The organism is Viridibacillus sp. FSL E2-0187 (genome assembly GCF_038006425.1).
Lineage (GTDB): Bacteria > Bacillota > Bacilli > Bacillales_A > Planococcaceae > Viridibacillus > Viridibacillus arvi.
On the sequence record NZ_JBBOVG010000001.1, the window covers coordinates 2,217,668 to 2,231,542 of the forward strand.

General features: G+C 34.6%; 14 protein-coding genes and 2 pseudogenes. 5 read left to right on the top strand and 11 right to left on the bottom strand.

The window, feature by feature from the left end:
- The first annotated feature begins 51 nt into the window (after positions 1–51).
- Positions 52–1,512, top strand: coding sequence for a serine hydrolase domain-containing protein (locus MHH85_RS10770; protein ID WP_340707047.1), 1,461 nt, complete (start codon positions 52–54; stop codon positions 1,510–1,512).
- Between the two features lie 213 nt (positions 1,513–1,725).
- On the opposite strand, the gene MHH85_RS10775 is transcribed toward MHH85_RS10770, so the two are convergent.
- The 4 genes from MHH85_RS10775 to MHH85_RS10790 form a co-directional block, all read right to left on the bottom strand.
- Positions 1,726–2,235, bottom strand: coding sequence for a DUF3916 domain-containing protein (locus MHH85_RS10775; protein ID WP_340707048.1), 510 nt, complete (start codon positions 2,233–2,235; stop codon positions 1,726–1,728).
- A gap of 165 nt (positions 2,236–2,400) precedes the next feature.
- Complete coding sequence (locus MHH85_RS10780; protein WP_340707049.1) at positions 2,401–2,796, bottom strand: group-specific protein; 396 nt, start codon at positions 2,794–2,796, stop codon at positions 2,401–2,403.
- A 167-nt stretch (positions 2,797–2,963) separates the two neighbouring features.
- Positions 2,964–3,557, bottom strand: coding sequence for a hypothetical protein (locus tag MHH85_RS10785; protein ID WP_340707050.1), 594 nt, complete (start codon positions 3,555–3,557; stop codon positions 2,964–2,966).
- A gap of 766 nt (positions 3,558–4,323) precedes the next feature.
- Positions 4,324–5,004, bottom strand: a complete 681-nt coding sequence (locus tag MHH85_RS10790; RefSeq protein ID WP_340707051.1) for a TetR/AcrR family transcriptional regulator — start codon at positions 5,002–5,004, stop codon at positions 4,324–4,326.
- A gap of 131 nt (positions 5,005–5,135) precedes the next feature.
- On the opposite strand from MHH85_RS10790, the gene MHH85_RS10795 reads away from it, so the two are divergent.
- A complete protein-coding gene (locus MHH85_RS10795; protein WP_340707052.1) occupies positions 5,136–6,488 on the top strand; it encodes an MATE family efflux transporter in 1,353 nt (450 codons plus the stop codon).
- A 557-nt stretch (positions 6,489–7,045) separates the two neighbouring features.
- Here MHH85_RS10795 and MHH85_RS10800 read toward each other — a convergent pair.
- Entirely contained in the window at positions 7,046–7,528 is a 483-nt protein-coding gene (locus MHH85_RS10800) for an SH3 domain-containing protein (RefSeq protein WP_340707053.1), read from the bottom strand.
- A 385-nt stretch (positions 7,529–7,913) separates the two neighbouring features.
- On the opposite strand from MHH85_RS10800, the gene MHH85_RS10805 reads away from it, so the two are divergent.
- Positions 7,914–8,261, top strand: coding sequence for a hypothetical protein (locus tag MHH85_RS10805; protein WP_340707054.1), 348 nt, complete (start codon positions 7,914–7,916; stop codon positions 8,259–8,261).
- Positions 8,262–8,751: 490 nt separating this feature from the next.
- On the opposite strand, the pseudogene MHH85_RS10810 reads toward MHH85_RS10805, so the two are convergent.
- The 6 genes and pseudogenes from MHH85_RS10810 to MHH85_RS10835 all read right to left on the bottom strand — a co-directional run.
- A pseudogene (locus tag MHH85_RS10810) lies at positions 8,752–8,889 on the bottom strand (carbohydrate-binding protein); the annotation flags it as partial.
- A 19-nt stretch (positions 8,890–8,908) separates the two neighbouring features.
- Positions 8,909–10,285 (bottom strand): annotated as a pseudogene (locus MHH85_RS10815) (M60 family metallopeptidase); the annotation flags it as partial.
- 813 nt (positions 10,286–11,098) lie between these two features.
- Positions 11,099–11,500, bottom strand: coding sequence for a MutS-related protein (locus tag MHH85_RS10820; protein ID WP_340708157.1), 402 nt, complete (start codon positions 11,498–11,500; stop codon positions 11,099–11,101).
- A 233-nt stretch (positions 11,501–11,733) separates the two neighbouring features.
- Positions 11,734–12,096, bottom strand: coding sequence for a hypothetical protein (locus MHH85_RS10825; RefSeq protein WP_340707055.1), 363 nt, complete (start codon positions 12,094–12,096; stop codon positions 11,734–11,736).
- Between the two features lie 123 nt (positions 12,097–12,219).
- A complete protein-coding gene (locus MHH85_RS10830; protein ID WP_340707056.1) occupies positions 12,220–12,423 on the bottom strand; it encodes a hypothetical protein in 204 nt (67 codons plus the stop codon).
- A 17-nt stretch (positions 12,424–12,440) separates the two neighbouring features.
- Positions 12,441–12,632: a hypothetical protein gene (locus MHH85_RS10835; protein ID WP_340707057.1), complete on the bottom strand. Its 192-nt coding sequence runs from the start codon at positions 12,630–12,632 to the stop codon at positions 12,441–12,443.
- Positions 12,633–12,755: 123 nt separating this feature from the next.
- Here MHH85_RS10835 and MHH85_RS10840 point away from each other — a divergent pair, with 123 nt between their 5' ends.
- Both MHH85_RS10840 and MHH85_RS10845 read left to right on the top strand, forming a co-directional pair.
- A complete protein-coding gene (locus tag MHH85_RS10840) occupies positions 12,756–13,601 on the top strand; it encodes a ComEC/Rec2 family competence protein (protein ID WP_340707058.1) in 846 nt (281 codons plus the stop codon).
- Positions 13,602–13,820, top strand: coding sequence for a DUF3006 domain-containing protein (locus tag MHH85_RS10845; protein ID WP_340707059.1), 219 nt, complete (start codon positions 13,602–13,604; stop codon positions 13,818–13,820).
- The last annotated feature ends 55 nt before the right edge of the window (positions 13,821–13,875 follow it).

A 13,875-nucleotide genomic window follows, 5' to 3' on the forward strand; every position in this document is an offset into this window, starting at 1 on the left:
TTATAAAAATAAGTTTTTTATACTCTTATAATTCTTCAAAAAGGAGAGTTTATGAAAAAGACTATTGTTTTTGTATTAACGATACTTATATTATTCTCAGGATTCGCAACACAAAGTTATGCGTTGTCAGATTCGAAATCTGTGGCAATACAAGCGTTGCTAGATGATGCCTCTCGTACATCAGGTGTGCCTGGAATGTCAATCTCAATACTTGCTAATGATGAAGTGTTCTACTTTTCTTCTGGGTATGCAGATCTTGAAAAGGGGTTGTCTGCAAGTGAAAATACACTCTATGAGTTGGCCTCGGTGAGTAAAGCTTTTACTGGTATGGGGATTCTGCTATTGGAAGAGCAAGGGCTGCTATCAATGACTGACCCTATCCAAAAATATTTACCTTGGTTTACGTTAAAGTATCAAGGTAAACCTGTTGATATGCAAAGCCTTACACTAAATAACTTCCTTCACCATACCAGCGGCCTAACAAATATTAGACATACTCAAAATATTCCACAAGGCAATACGCCTGATATGTTGCAAAAGACTGTGGAAACGCTGGTAGATGCTGAATTGGCGTTCTCTCCCGGTGAACAATATAACTATGGAACCGTTAATTATGACGTATTGGGTTTGGTTATTGAGATTGTATCACGACAAAGCTATGAAGACTTTATGAGGGAACAGGTATTTCTACCCTTAGGTCTTCACCAGACGTATGTTTATAAAGAAGATGCTCAAGCCACTGGACAGTTAGCGCAGGGCTACCGTTCTTCCTTTTTCATAACAACTCCATTTAACGCTCCTGATTATGCTGGGAATAAACCTGCCGGCTATATCATTTCTAATACAAAAGATATGGCGCGTTGGATGGGCATACAGATGGGTATCGTGCAGGACATACCCGAAATATTTCACAGGGTTATCGAAAAATCACATAGGGGTGATATGTCTGTTTCGGCTGTCAACGATATGTATTATGCGGCAGGTTGGTCGGTAAACGCCGAACAAACGTTTATGGAACACACTGGGGGTAATCCGAATTTTAGAACCGAAGTAGCCATACTGCCAAATGAACGAACAGCCATCTGCTTACTGAGCAACGGCGCAAATACCAATATAAACCTGGTACTAAAAGTTAAAAATATATTAAACGGCAATCTAACTCAGTCATATGAGATAAGCAGCACACAGCTTTTGGACATCATTTTGTCGTCTACCACAATTATTCTTTGCCTATTGGCCGTTCTGTTACTTCTCTTAGGATTAAGAAAAAGGAAAACGAATGAGCAGCAGCCAATGACAAAAAAGAGAACAATCGTAACAATTATTTTCCTAATCGCTACGATTGCCCAGTGTATAATGTTTTTTGCCTTCGATTGGTCAACGATACTTATTTGGCAAACATATAGTGTTCTTACAGCTTTGATTTCGTCAACATTATTAACAGCAAGCATTACTTGGTATATACTCACCGATAAGATGCCTCGCTCCGAAAATAAGTATAATGTTAAGTAATTAAATTTCAATTTATCAATATTCTTAATTTAAAAAACAGAAGACACCTCGGTGTCTTTTTTAATGTCATCGACACTTCTCCTAGTTAAACCCACTTGCTATTTCTTCCATTAACCTGCCCATTTAGTCGAACAAGAAAAAATGAGCTGTATGAACAGCTCAATAATCTTTTGCTAAAGCACCCGTTAGTTGAATAAGAATGTAATATTAAGCCTACTCTAATTCACCTATAAACCAAATATCTCTTTTATAAATTTTCCCATCTTCATCGGTTATTTCTTCTTTAAATCCTAAGACATCCATATCTTTGGAGATATTTATTCCCCAATCACTCTCAAAACTTCTTTCTTTGGACAGGGGAATCCATTTTTGAAATTCGTCATTTCTATTAAAGAACCCCTCGAAGTGAGATTCACCAGCAAACACTATAATTTGAGAATCAAACAATGCTTGGAAACTAAGATAAACAACCACTCGACACTTGTCAGGTGTATTTGGTTTGATTTCAATCAAATGTTTAGCCCGTTCTAATAAAGTTTGAATACAAAGTCTCTTAATTCCAAAAGGAGTCCTATCGGAATCAATAAAACCTTGTGCAACTGGCAAATGAAGATGCCAATACCCATTATAAAAATCCAAAGGGAAATCAGAAGTTTCCTCCAAAATTCGCATTATCATATTTCTTGTTTTTCGCTTTAAACCCCTTAACTTCTTATTACGCATTTTTTATCTCCTATCTATTTTCCATTCAATTAACCTTTTTTTGTTTAGTATATAGTTGCTTATTGTCCCCGTTTCCTTGTTAAACTAACCTGCCCCGTTAGTTCAATAAAGAAAAAAAGAGCTGCATATGCAACTCAATGTTCTTCAAGTAAAGCACCCTTTAGCTTAAAAACTTTTTGATTTTAAATCTATAATATCTACTAACTCATCTATTGTTCCAAAGCACTTTTCGATTTCAGGTAAATGATAAAATGTACTGGTTGTTTCAATTTTATCTACTTCTTTGTTCGGTGAGTAAAGATAAATTTTTTTGTCATTCCCCATAGCAATACCTAATTCAATATGGCTTCCTTTTCCTGCTGGTAATAAAACAACAACAAAATCCGCTTCTATTACAGCATTTTTCTCCTTTTGACCTATTACCTTTAGTTCTTCCAATGTTGTTACGTTCTCATTTACAGTCCAGTCATATGTATGGATAAATCCTTTATTTTTTAACCTTTTACTAACATATCTAACCTGATCTATATTTTTTAAGCTTGATGCAATATAAAATTTCATAATTTCTCTCCTTTTTATTATCATATATATTACTAACCCTTATTCAACTAACCTGCCTTGTTAGTTCAATAAGAAAAAAGCTTCACTCATTCTTGAAGTAAAGCCCCCATTAGTTGAATTAGAACAGCGACGCTTATTAAACAATCGAGCCCGATTGCTTCAAACTTTTATTTATGAGATATTTCATAAAAAACGGTGGTATAGTAATCAAAACCTGCCCAGAAATCTCCTTGTAAATTACCTAACATCCTTTGCAAATCACTTCTCGAAAAATATTTTCCGTTTCTTATAAATCTAATACTTTCCTCCAAGTTAAGGAAATTATTTATGCTGTCAACCATGTATACTCTTTCTTCTCTGGAATAATCTCCTTCAGAAACAAGGTCTAACAGGGTATTTCTTGCCTGTTGTACATCGAAAAGCATTCTATCCAGTTTATCTTTATCAATTGTTTTGGAGTCCGTGCCGATTAGCCATTCTTGTTCAAAAATCGGAAGAATAAATTGAGTTCGATTTACCGTAGGATTGTAATTAACACCTTCTAAATCCTTTTTTAGATCCTTCTCATAGGCAGCTTTAAACTCGGCAATCTCTTCTTCGTAGGTTTTGCCATTATGGGTACCCGAACCAGGATGATATGTAAAGCTTTGATGGATGCTAAAAAGCGATAATGGATAATACCAAGATATGAAAGCTATAGCAAGTACAATAAATAATCCTGAGCCTATCCCCCAGACCTTCCTTTTCCGTTTTGTATTCATATAAATCCCCTTTATCTTCAGATTAATCGGCTTGTTTATTCAGATGTTTATATAACAATATTGCCCGATTGTTGAACACAAGTTATACAATACTCTTCAACTAACCTGCACCGTTAATTGAAGAATTACTTTGCTAAAACTGAAATGTAGCGCTGATTATAATAATCCACACAATTAAAAGAAATGATGTTGTCATTAAAAACGTATTTATTGAAGTTTTTTCATCCGTTTTTATCTTTTTCAATATACTAACTAAGTTTAAACAGAAAACAATACTCAAAATTGGTGCTATGTATAAACCAATGTCATCTAACAGCCTGAAAATCATAAATTGCAACTCCATTCAACTTATTACTTATAATTCAATAAGAAAAAAATATGCTAACATAATTAAATTTTAGCATATTTTCTAATATATAACTTAATCTTTCGAATTGAAATAATCCTATATTAATATTATGTATAAGTTTCTCTTCTTCAACTAAACTGCCCCGTTAGTTGAATAGTGTGTATAAAATAAAATCCCAAACTCAAAGAGAAAGGGACTTTCTTTAGGAAGATTCACTGCCTTAATTATTGCAACCATTGTCGCAACTGTCACACAAGGATTACAACCAACGATGGCTAATAATTTGAAAGGTTACTAATATCTCATTCAACAATTGCTCCTGATAGTTTAAATAAACAATCTCTCGAAATTTTCAGTTATGTCAGGTATGCTGCAACAGTATTGAAATTTTAGATACTGGATGAGCGTTTTTACTTTCTACTTCTCCTGCTCCTCTAGCACCTGCTCAATCCCGAGCAGAATCAGCTTCAAACCAAACTCAAACGACCTGTCGGTCCCCATCAGCTCAAACAGCCCGTTAGTGAACATCCTCCGGAACAGTCCTGCATCTGTCTCGTTCATGGAGTCCAGAAGGCGCATCATCTCTTCTCCCGGAGGCGTTTCTTTGGCCTTAAGGATAGCGGAGACATTACGCTCATGCTGATAATCGTCTAGAACGAAGTAGTAGACATAGTTCACAAGCGTAGTAACCACTTGTATTTTTTGTTCTTGCTCAAGCGGTGTCGATTCCACACAGAGCAGCATACGGTTGGTGAACCTTATGATATCCGGTTCGTGGGGCAGTATCATCATCATGATCTGCGTTGAGCAGGGATAGCGGCTGAGCACGCTCCTTACCGTTACCGCTAGTGCCGTCAGTTGTTCCTTCCAGTCCCCATCGGAGTGGAATTCCTCTAGAATTATTTTCGATACCTGGTTGGCCAGACGCTGGTAGAGATTTTGTTTGCTCTTGAAGTACCAATACAAAGATGGAGCCTGAATCCCTAGCCTATCGGCCAATCGTCTCATGCTGAATTTCTCGATGCCCTCCTCTCCAAGAAGCTCCCACGAGGTTTTTAAAATCTTATCCTCCGAAATCTGAGGCTGCTGTTTTTTCATTGGTATCCTCCCTTTCATCTAACAGTGTAAGTTTTTGCTTTACAGATTTATAGGTTCATGATAACATCTAACACTGTAAGGTTCAACCTAACACTGTTAGATAATTATATAAAAAGAAAGAAGTGATCTACATGGATGCAGAAAACCTCTATTACTTTGAAAGAGCATCGGTCAGTAAAGCTGTAGCCCATTTCGCCGTACCAATGATGCTAGGCTCCTCAATGAGTGTCATATATTCAATTTTGAATGCCTATTTCCTTGGTACTCTCCACAGTACTGCCATGTTAACTGCACTCGCATTAACCTTGCCGTTATTTGCAATCATTATGGCACTAGGAAATTTGATTGGTATGGGGAGTGGTACATTCATCTCACGTTTGCTAGGAGAGAAAAAATATGATGATGTAAAGCATGTGTCTTCATTCGCCTTTTACAGCAGCTTAGTTCTCGGTCTTATCGCGATAGCTGTCGGCCTACCATTGATTGATCAAATCGTTTATGGCCTTGGGGCAACTTCTGACTCCTTCGAATTTACAAAGGACTATGTCACAATTATGATCATAGGCTCACCATTTGTCATATTGTTCTTCACACTGGAGAATATCGTGCGCTCAGAAGGTGCAGCAATTACTTCTATGATTGGTATGATTCTAAGCGTTATCGTGAATATTATTCTAGATGCACTAGTTATTTTCGTCTTCCATTGGGGAGTAACTGGGGTTGCGTCCGCTACGGTAATTTCTAACGTTGTTGCCAGTGCATTTTACGCTTTTCATATAAGATATAAAAGCCAATTCTTAACCGTTTCAGCAAAATGGTTCAAGGTTACTAAAGAGATTCTGAGTAATGTATTTAAAATCGGAGTTCCCGTCTTTATTATGAGTATCTTTTTGGGTGCAATGTCGCTCATCTTAAACCACTTTCTTATAGAATATGGGGATCAGGCAGTAGCTGCTTTCGGGATATCATCACGTTTATTGCAATTTCCTGAGTTTATCCTGATGGGCTTATGTGAGGGAATAGTGCCGCTTATCGCCTTTTCTTTTACAGCGAATAAATTGCGCATGAAGCATACAATCGGATTTACATTTAAAACGATTGTGGCGTTAGCCTTCGTATTCGGCGTTATCGTTTATCTGATATCTGATAACTTAATTGGTTTATTTACTAATGACCCACATTTAATTGAAATGGGAAGTTACATTCTACATGTAACGTTCTTATCCTTGTTTATTACCGGTATTACCACATTGTTTACGGGTATATTTCAAGCAACAGCACAAGGAACTGCTGCGTTTATTATGTCAATTATTCAAGGAATTACACTAATTCCTGTGTTGTTTATCGCCAAACTTACGTACGGATTCCACGGAGTAATCTGGTCGCTTGTCATTGCAGATGCCGTCTCATTCCTTGTGGGTGCTATAATGCTGTATGTTCTACGGAACAAATTGCAGCCCGATTTGAATAATCTAGTACAGTAGAAAACATAAAACACCCAAAAGGCAGGATTAAGGCACTCCCCTATCCTGCCTTAATCTGCTCTATTGTCAATTGGACAGTTTTTTTCGAGAAAGAGTGCAATTCATTAAACAACAACCGCTCTTAATTTTTTTGTCCAACAAAATAGCCCGATTGTTGAACACAAGAAACAACACGCTTCCCCTAACCTGCTCCGTTAGTTTAAGTACATTTTTTCACAATCTCTATCGTGAATTACTTACATATCTAATTTTGCCAAGAGCAACACCTGTAAGTGTGATTGTAGTTTTGTTAATAACACTTTCCGTTACAATATGTTACAACAAAAAAAGTGCCTAATCCCTTTTGTATCAGGGGATTAAGCATATTTTAAAGACTATAGTTTTAGTTTAGTTAATTGGCATTTTGCGAACAGTGAAAACTATGTGTTTAGCAGTTTATTATAATGTAACCCACTCTCCCAATGAATTTAGTAAAAATAAAAAACACCCTCCAAAAAAATCTTTGGAGAGCATCATAGGCTAGTTTGGTAACCGCTTTTCAAAGCGAAAGGACTATTTTAACCATGGTACCAACCAGACTTACAGTTAATAGTAAAAGCACGGTACCATTGCCCATCAAATTCAACAAACAATTGATAATAACCAGGAGCACCAGGTGACTTTTTGATTTTATATTTCTCCCCAGGTTCTAAATGACCATTCTTTATCGCTCTTTTTATTACACCCGATTTTACACCTTTTGACCATTTATCGGGTTCTGCAAATAATAAGTTTTGCATATGTACATAGCCGTATGTATTCTTATATTTAATTTTAGACCAACCTTCATAGCTTGTAGAATATACCTTTACTGTCTGACCCGATTTTAATTTACCAATCGTATTAGAAGAGTTACTTCTTTTAGCTTTAACATTTAGTGAAGCCTTCTTAACATAAGCTTTTTCACTTGAAGATGCTGCACTAACATTTGCAGTTGGAAAACTGAACGTAAATGCTATTAAAGCAACTGCTGTAATACATAATATGAATAATTTTTTCATTCTAAGAACCCCTTACACTATTATTGGAATATATTATAATTATTAGTATATCATCTATATAGAAAACCAGATAATACTAATTTTAATAGAGATTGAAGTAAAGGTTTGCGGTATTAGTAAAAATGCTCTCCTTGAATTTTTTATTGGTTTATCTAAATCCTCCGGTTATAATGATCTAGGCATATCCAAGAGGTATTGACCAATCATTATAAAAGGACTCCATCTAAGTTAAGTACTGATGGAATCCTTTTTATTATTTTATAAATACCGTTCTTCAAGAAATAAGAATTCATTTGGTCACTTAACAAGTGAATTAATGTATAACACTAAGTATTTTTAGTTATATAATATTTAATGCTAATTGACTGAAGAAAGGATCATTATTATGAATAAAGACCTATTAACATTTATGGTTTTCTTGAAAGAGGGTGTATCCCTATTACCACAAGATATATCAGCAAAAACTTATATTTTAAAGAAAACACCTTATGTTTCACCAATGTATATGTATATTAGAGGTAAAGATCATACATTTAAATTGCCGAATGGAGTATCAATTGAACAACCGAAGCTATGTGGCCGACTATCAATTAAAAAGGGTAAGAATACTACATGGTTAGATAACAAAGGTACATGCTATCTCTGGGGTTTTGCAAACTTCCAAGTCATGTACAATAAAAATCAGCAGTTATTTATAGCCATTGAACCAACCTCAGACAGGATGACCCAATAACTTTAAGGAATTTAATAAGAAGGGTAAATTGGTAGGCATAACAGAAAAGAACTACTATTCTTCATTTAAACTTAAACTTCCAAACTATATACAATTTGAAGAATATGAACCAACTTATGATTTGTTTTTGATTAAACCTAAAGCAAAGCCTGTATTCGTAAAACATACTAAAGAGAAGATAAATAGAAACGAGATAAGTAAATTGTTGTATTAATAAAAAAATTAATAAAAACACAAAAGGATGCCTAAAACTCAATTTTTTGTGCTTTTGCGTTACCTGCTGCAATCGTTTGAACAATTAGTCCTCTACTGCTGTTTTTAAAGCCTGGTTTGCGTAATTTAGATGAAAGTCTATACCAGCATTTCGGATTTGTCTATCGGAGAAATATTCGCTAGTAAAATGACAAAAGGCATCAAGAGTAAGCTTCTTGATGCCTTTTGTCGACAGTCTGAAACCTTGCAATGAATAAGGTTTTATAGGACTCTATTTTTATTTGATTTCTTGCCAAAAAGACAATGCGAATATCCAATTTGGATTCCCACTTCCTTGATAGCTTTGAACAGCTTAGTATATTTTACCTTTGTGCTCTACTCTATCACCTTTTGTGTACGCCTTATATGGATTCCAAATGTTATCAGGAGCTGGTATTCGGTTTAATTGGATTAGAATCGGTACTTTTCCAAATTTCAGCTGTTAAGTTTGGATACCCTAGGGACTCCACCTTTTGGATCGTATCATTATTTGGGCGCAATCCCCATTTTTCGAAAAATGGAATTAAATTTTGTTGAGCTGCTTTGGAGGCTTCAATCATAAATAATTGTTTCTTATCTTCATTATTTTCAGGTAACATACTATCAGACATATCTCTATACGATTGATGCAATTTTGGATAAAATTCTTCTCCATACGCTAGATTTAATTGCCATAGCATAGCAAGTTTAACAAAAAGATCACTAATCTCGTCATAATTCTTATTCTGCTGTTCTAGGTAGTCAAAAACCTTAGGATAAACACCTTCTCTTTCTAATCTGGTCGTTTGACCAAATGCTTTTTCTACAGCAAGACTATAAATATTGTTCTGAACCTCTGTCATATTATGAAATGCCCAAGGACTTTGTTGTCTCATATGCCCCGCCTCATGCCACGGGCCCCATCCATCATTTATAAATTTATTAATATCTAACACATGTTGGATTGCGTCTCCTACATATGCAGTTCTATAAGTGTATGCATACATATAATAATCTAGAGAATGGTTATCCTCAACATAATGTAGATAATGTTTATCTACTTGTCCTTCAGATAATCCAGCTACTTTATCTTGAATTCTAGTAGCTTCATCCAACTTTTTCAATAGTTGAGTAGGATCTGTGTTAGAGCCAATCAAATATTTTTTAACACGTGCCGGGCTAGCAGTTATCAATACACGCTCCCCTTTTAATTCCACCGTATGTGCATTTGGATATTGATTAAGCATATCTATTAAATCTTGTTTCGTATGCTTTCCAAGTTCATAGAGAGGGGTAGCCGTTCCGCCTGTTGTTATTGTTTTAATGGTGCCTCCTTGTCGTTTATTGTAAAAATAAATCATCCCACCGTTTGGAGACTGTATAGTGTTTCGACCAGGTTTTAATGTAAAGGATTTTATTTTTGAATCTTCACTCCAAGAAGCATCATATGAAAAAGTTCCAATGTATGCTTCGATTTTTTGATTTCCTGCTACCCGAATGATTATTTGTTCATTTGGCCTAGCGTATATCCCAGTCGGTTCATAAGGACTAAATTGCCAATCTCTTCTTTCGCTATTTTGGAATTTCTCTATATCTCCCTTTCCAGGAACAGCAAACTTCCGATTTTTCACTTCCACTGATTTTTCGTTTTTTAACACGTTAGATACTTTCTGTTGCTGTGTTTGTTCTTCCGCAAAGACTTCTAATGAAGGCGTTATTCCGGTAACAAACATAGAAAATAGAGCAGTTGCCATCACTAAATTTCTTGTTTTTTGTTTCTGTCTTCTTTTCATCATATCCCTCCTACTATTTTTTTGGTATTCAAATCAAGTATATACTATTACATATATTCCTATAGTAACTTTTGACACATTTTTTTACATTTTTTCTATAAATATACCAATACCAACGTGTTATAAATCATTCTTAACTCCTTATTCAGAACAGATAAACATATCAATAAACATTTTGAATAGTATTATTAATACAAATTAATAGAAAATAATAACTTTATTGTAATAATTATGCAAGACACGTCGTATATGTGAAACGTTAGTCGAAATCGCCGACCATTTACGACATTCTGATGATATCAAGTAAATCTATGCGAGGCGTAAAGAAACAATTGAACGTGTTTTTTCGGATACTTACTTTTACTGCCATGAATTTAAAAAAGCTTGCTACTTGGACATGACAAGCTTTTTAATAAAGAGAATATTGCTAGAAAAGTATGTTCTCTTTAGAAGGAGAATACCATTTGCTGAACATAAAAAAATGACAAAAGGCATCGAGAGTGAACTTCTTGATGCCTTTTGCCGACAGTCTGAAACCTTACAATAAGCAAGATTTTTTAGGACTCTATTTTTATTTAATTGCTTTCCATAAAGACATTGCGAATATTAAACTTCCTTCTTGTTTTAAATTACCAACTACAGCTATAGGTACGACGTCAAAGTTTTCGAGCATGGCTATCCAACTGGCATAAAGGCTAGTCGCGTCGATACAAATAATGGGTTTATCCTACAGATTATCGTACATGCTACATAATGGTTAATCTTTAATTTAGCTAGCTCTAAATGGGATGCGTTTCTTCAATCTACAATCTTTTAATTTTTCATTACCTTCCATTCATGCCTCTCTAAGAAATGCTCGGCTAACCCATTTGCCTTGTTTGTGATACTTTGTGGATAATCTAATATTTCAAGAAGCTTAATTGCATTTTTCGTTTTTGATGGTCCAGAATGAATTTTATAATCAAAATGAACTTGACCATTTTCAATTGACTCACTGAAGTGATAATTGGTATACGTACTTTTTGTGATTCCGGTTAATTCGATATCATGTGAGGCAATGATATTCATCCCTTTATTCAAAGAAAGCCATTCCATCATTGCAGCCGATGCTGCTATTCGTTCTATCGTATTAGTTCCCTTAAGTATTTCATCAATAAATGAGATACATGGTTTATTTTGCTCACACAGTTGGATAATACGTTTGAGTGACTTAATTTCAGCATTATAGTTGCCCTACTTCAACGCCCCTCATGTTAAATCATAAATAGCTATATATCAACATGGATGATACTTTCTGAATAACCACCTCTTTCATCCCCCATCTTTATTAGTGGGGAACTTGGGGGACTTTTTGGGGGACACATAAAATTATAAGGGTTGGTAAAATAAAGCTGGCAGGCGCATATACAACTCTAAAAATATATTTAAAAAGAGCGACTGCCTCTAGGCTATCGCTCTTTATCATATTCTAACCCCAAACGCATTTTCACTTCTTCATTTACTTTATTCCTTAAAGCAACTTTAGAGTAACGTAATTCTTTATCGTTTCCTCGAGTTTTAATAGTATAAGCAACAAAATATTCGTCAATATCTTTTGTACCTTCCAATACCTTCATTCCATGCATACCTAATGTTCGACTCACATCTCTAAGATCTCTGGTTAAATTTTTTAACTCTTTCTCAATCCAAGCTTTAAAAGCAAAATTCGATTTTAAATTCTCCATGTGTTTTTTATCTCGTTCTAAGGTGCGAATTGTAAGCTCAAGTATTATCGCATTGTGGACATAGATTTGTTGGTCATGTTTTATCATATGACTTCAATCTCCTTATATATTCCTTTTCACTTATTATACAGAACATTTGTTCTTGTTACAAATAAAAAAAGACCAAATAGATAATAGTTTCTATCTGGCCAAATTATGTATAACACATCTTTATCTACCTTTCATTAAATCCTCAACAAACATAAATTGAACTTGCCTCATGTTAATACAATACTCTTCCTCTGTTATCGCCATTTGAGCCCCGTTAATTTCGATTCTTGGACTTTTTCTTATATCTGTATTTGTGTAAAAATCAAAATTTTTACCACCATTAAATATCACATTTACATAAAATTTTTTATCTTTTGCCTGCATACTCCATACCCCTCTATTTATTTTATATTCTCATGCACTAGTACTTCACAATCTTCTGGTTTCGTAATATGATACCCATACCCTTCAGGTACATCTACTATTAACAGGCCTAATTCTGGAATCGGTTTAAATTGACGCACATCGGTATCTGTTTCGAATGTGCTTCTTAAACCCGTTTTAAAAATTAATTCAACTGTATACTTTTTCATATCCGCACACCTCCTTTACCAATTAATTTCCATATCATTCGACAAACTCCTTCTTTTTCACCCAAAATAATATATGCATTTATACGAAACTATTATATTGTAGATAATAGGAGGTTTTGTTATATGAAAAAAATAAATTTAGTTTTAATTTTCACCTTATTAATGTCGCTGTTTATTGGTGTTATGCCATCGGATGCAGCAAGTAATGTAAAAGTTCATGTAATTGATGTTGGACAAGGTGATTCAATCCTTATCCAAACAGGAAATGAAAATATTTTAATCGATGGCGGTAATAAAGGTAAGGGTGATGAAGTTGTTGCCTATTTAAAGAAACAAAAGGTTAAAACATTAAATGCTGTTATTTCAACACATCCAGATGCGGATCACGTTGGTGGTTTGGCTGAAGTTATCGATACTTTAAAAGTTAAAAGTGTTTACGCACCCAAAGTTACACATTCTACAATTGCATATAAAAACTTCTTAACTTCAGTTAAGAAAAAAGGATTAAAAATTAAAGTAGCTAAAAAAGGTGTAGAAGTTCCAACTAAAGCAAAAAACATTACACTAAAATTCTTAGGTCCTGTTACTACATACAGTAAATCTGATTTAAATAATTGGAGTGCAGTATTACAACTTACACATAGTAAAAAGAAATTCCTATTCACTGGGGATGCTGAAACAAAGGCTGAAAATGATATGCTAAAAGCTGGTGTACTCTCAAAAGTAGACGTATTAAAGGTTAGCCATCACGGGGCCAAAGAAGCTACTACTACAAGCTTTTTAAACAAAGTAAAACCCACTTATGCTGCTATTAGCGTAAGCTCTACGAATGGCTATGGACATCCAACATCTGCTACTTTAAAACGATTAAAAGCAAAAAAAGCGAAAATATATCGTACTGATAAAAATGGATCTATTGTATTTACTTCAACAGGATCTAAAATTACAGTGAAGGCGGCTAAAAAATAGATGAAAAAAACAGGAATAATTGATCGCTTCGAAGGTGATTTAGCTGTTATTGAATTTGAAGATGGTATGAAAGATATTCCTAAATCTAAGTTGCCGGATGGAGTAAAACCAGGAGATATGCTTGAGTTTGAAGGAAACTCCATCACAATAGATCATGAAGGTAAAAAGAAGTTAGCTAAAGAAATTGAAGATTTGGCTAATGAATTGTTTGAAGATTAATGATTAATTTCACTATATTTTATTAAATCAAAAGGTCCCCAACTCTATCTTGAAG